Source organism: Trebonia sp. (genome assembly GCF_049794275.1).
Taxonomy (GTDB): Bacteria; Actinomycetota; Actinomycetes; order Streptosporangiales; family Streptosporangiaceae; genus Trebonia.
The window spans coordinates 1-3347 of the sequence record NZ_JBARCR010000755.1 but is presented as its reverse complement, the minus strand read 5'-3'; the positions used below and the strand labels follow the sequence as shown (position 1 = coordinate 3347).

The following is a 3347-nucleotide window of genomic DNA, read 5'->3' as shown; positions in this document are numbered from 1 at the left end:
GTTCTGCGGCGCGCAGCTGGGCGACGGCGGCCGCCGGCGTGCCGGGGACCGCCGGCTTCCTCGTGACGGTGCCGGGGATGGTCTTGCCCGGCGGCTCGACGATCATGGCGCGCAGCTGGGCGAGATGCGCCTGGTGCTCGGCGAGCAGCGCGCTGAGCGCCGGGGCCTCGGCGGAATAAGAAGCCATGGTCCGTTTGTATATCCAGATGAGGTTCTGCTCATCGGTCACGGCATCGAACAGCCCGCGCACGTCTGAGGACAGCGGCGGCGGGCCTGCCAGCGGGTTCGGGCCCGCGCAGGCGCTCAGCGCGAGAAACAAAGGCAGCGTCGTGGTCGACGCGGCGAGCAACTGACGCCTTCGGAGCATAGGCTCTAAGCATGCCACGTAGCTACGGCTGCTTCGGCTGCGGCGGGTTTGCCGTCCCGAGACATCGGCGGCGAGTGGCTTCCGTGGCCCGATAGGCTGGACCTGCGAAGATATAAGAGCCAAGGTTGATAGACGGCTCGCAGACGAGGAGGTCGTGATGCCCGGTGGCAACCGCCCCGTCACCAGTCCGGTGGACGAATCGCGGCTGGCCGGCCTGATCGGGCCCGTGGTGGCGGCGGCCGGGATGGACCTGGAGTCGGTGCGGGCGAGCGTGGCCGGACGGCGGCGGCTGCTGCGCGTGGTGGTCGACAGCGATCACGGTGTCAGCCTGGACGACGCGGCCGAGGTCAGCCGGGACGTGTCTGCCGCCCTTGACGCGACCGACGTGATGGGCGACATGCCCTACACGCTGGAGGTTTCCTCGCCAGGCGTGGACCGCCCGCTCACCGAGCCGCGGCACTGGCGGCGTGCGGCCGGACGGCTGGTGCGGGTTAAGGCGGGTGCGGGGACGGTGCAGGGCCGGGTGCTCGCGGCGGACGCAGCTGGCGTCACGCTGGACATCGACGGTGCCGAGCACCGGTTCGGCTATGGGGATCTGGGCGCGGGTGCCGTCCAGGTGGAGTTCGGGCGACTGCCCGACGCGGAACTTGACGAGCTTTCCGGCGCCGGAGTCGACGACGACGGGATATCTGACGAGAAGCTTTCCTACCAGGCGGATCTGGGAGCTGGCGGCGATGGACATTGACCTGAGCGTGCTGCGCAGCCTCGAGAGTGAGAAGGACATCTCGCTCGAAACGGTCATCAAGGCGATCGAGGACGCGCTGTTGATGGCGTACCACAAGACCGACGGGGCGAGCCCCGCGGCCCGCGTGGAGGTGGACAGGAAGACCGGCCACGTCACGGTGTGGGCGCGGGACACCGGTGTCGACGGCGCGACCGCCCGGGAGTACGACGACACGCCTGCCGGCTTCGGCCGGATCGCGGCCACGACCGCCCGTCAGGTGATCCTGCAGCGGCTGCGTGACGTCGAAGACGAAATGACGTTCGGCGAGTACGCGGGGCACGAGGGCGACATCGTGGCCGGCGTGATCCAGCAGGGCAAGGATCCGCGGACGGTGCTCGTGGACCTGGGCAAGATCGAGGCCGTGCTGCCGCCCGCCGAGCAGGTTCCCGGCGAGCGCTACGTGCACGGCGAGCGCATCCGCTGCTACGTGTGGCGGGTTCGCAAGGGCCACCGCGGGCCGTCGGTCACCCTGTCGAGGACCCACCCTGACCTGGTGCGGAAGCTGTTCGCGCTGGAGGTGCCCGAGATCGCCAGCGGCCAGGTGGAGATCGTCAAGATCGCGCGGGAAGCGGGCCACAGGACCAAGATCGCGGTGCAGTCGCATCAGTCGGGCGTGAACGCCAAGGGCGCGTGCATCGGCCCGGTGGGCAGCCGGGTCAGGAACGTCATGGCGGAGCTGCACGGTGAGAAGATCGACATCGTGGACTTCTCGGCCGACCCGGCCGATTTCGTGGCGAACGCGCTGTCGCCCGCCAGGGTGACCCGGGTGGACATCGTCGACCCGGTCGCGATGGAGGCCCGCGTGGTGGTGCCTGACTACCAGCTGTCGCTCGCCATCGGCAAGGAAGGGCAGAACGCGCGGCTGGCCGCGCGGCTCACCGGCTGGCGGATCGACATCAGGTCGGATGCCGCGCCGCCCGAGCCGGCCACGCCAGAACCGGCCGCCTCGGAGGCGGCTGAGGCTGGTGAAGCTGGTGAAGCGATTGAGGCTGGTGAAGCGGCTGAGGCTGGTGAGGCAGCCGAGACGGCTGGGGCCGGTCGGGTCGCTGGCGCGGTCCCGCGCGAGGCGCGCGCGGTGCCGCAGCAGGCGCGCGACGGGATAGGCGCGGTCAGCGACAACGCAGGGAAGTCGTAGCGGGCGCTGTCGCGCCCCGCGCCGGCGGGCGGCGCTGCTCGCGCGGCTGGTGACAGCCGCCAGGTGCCCTGGACTTGGTGAGACGGTAGACTATTGTGAGGATTGGTCGTGCGTTCTAAGCAGCTTGCGCCTGGGCCGGGGAGTTTTCCGGCACGCACCTGCGTTGGCTGCAAGGAACATGCGGCGAAGTCCAGCCTGCTTCGCCTAGTGGCGGTGGGGGACGATATCGTGCCCGACCCTCAAGCGCGGCAGCCCGGCCGGGGAGCGTACCTGCATCCCAGCCTGGCGTGCTTCGAACTGGCGCAGCGGCGTCGGGCGTTCTCGCGCGCGTTGCGCGTTCCGGGTCCGCTCAGCTCCGCCTCGCTTGCTTCGTACCTATCACGGCTGGACACAACGGAAACCTGTACGGAAAGCAGGTCGAGAAGCTTATGAGCGCTCGATGAGCACAAGGCGATGAACGGCGCGAGCTGACGCCGACCCGGAGCACCCTATGCCTCGGATCGGCTGACGATTCGGGAGATGGCCCTGGGAAGGGCCGAGCAGAGGAGCATAGTGGCGAAGGTCCGGGTTTACGAACTCGCGAAGGAGTTCGGTGTAGAGAGTAAGGCTGTCATGGCCGAGCTCGAGAATATGGGCGAGTTCGTGCGTTCGGCGTCATCGACGATCGAGGCGCCGGTCGTCCGCAGGCTCAAGGAGCAGTTCGCCGGCGATTCGGCGAAGCCGGGTCGCCAGGCCCAGCGTGCCGCCGCCCCGGCGGTCCGCCGGGATCAGGGCGGCGACGGGCAGCGTGGCGATCGCGGTCCAGGCCAGGTTTCCGGTGACGACGTCAATGGCGGCGCCCCGAGCGCGCCTGTCGGCCAGGTAGCCCCGGCTCCGGCGCCGATCGCGGACGACCGCGGTTCAGTTGCCGGTACTTCTTCCGGCGCGCCTGACGTGGCCGGGACCAGGCCCGCGCCGCGTCCCGTGCCGCCGCGTCCGGTTCCGTCGGTGCCTGATGTCGGCGCGCCTGCCGGGTCTCCCGACGCAGGGTCTCCCGACGTCGGGCGTCCAGAGGCGCGCCC

At 70.1% G+C, this 3347-nt stretch carries 2 protein-coding genes and 3 pseudogenes; 4 read left to right on the top strand and 1 reads right to left on the bottom strand.

Going from position 1 to position 3347, the window contains the following annotated elements:
* Positions 1-367: pseudogene (locus WA805_RS19730) on the bottom strand (hypothetical protein); the annotation flags it as partial.
* Positions 368-524: 157 nt separating this feature from the next.
* Here WA805_RS19730 and rimP point away from each other — a divergent pair.
* From rimP to WA805_RS19710, 4 genes and pseudogenes are all read left to right on the top strand, one after another.
* Positions 525-1019, top strand: a pseudogene (gene rimP / locus WA805_RS19725) (ribosome maturation factor RimP); the annotation flags it as partial.
* 82 nt (positions 1020-1101) lie between these two features.
* The gene (nusA, locus tag WA805_RS19720) at positions 1102-2286 is read left to right on the top strand and encodes a transcription termination factor NusA (RefSeq protein ID WP_422281816.1); all 1185 of its coding nucleotides are present in this window, start codon (positions 1102-1104) and stop codon (positions 2284-2286) included.
* Between the two features lie 108 nt (positions 2287-2394).
* Positions 2395-2718 carry a YlxR family protein gene (locus WA805_RS19715; protein WP_422281818.1) on the top strand — a complete coding sequence of 108 codons (324 nt, stop codon included), beginning with the start codon at positions 2395-2397 and terminating at the stop codon, positions 2716-2718.
* A 180-nt stretch (positions 2719-2898) separates the two neighbouring features.
* Positions 2899-3347, top strand: a pseudogene (locus tag WA805_RS19710) (hypothetical protein); the annotation flags it as partial.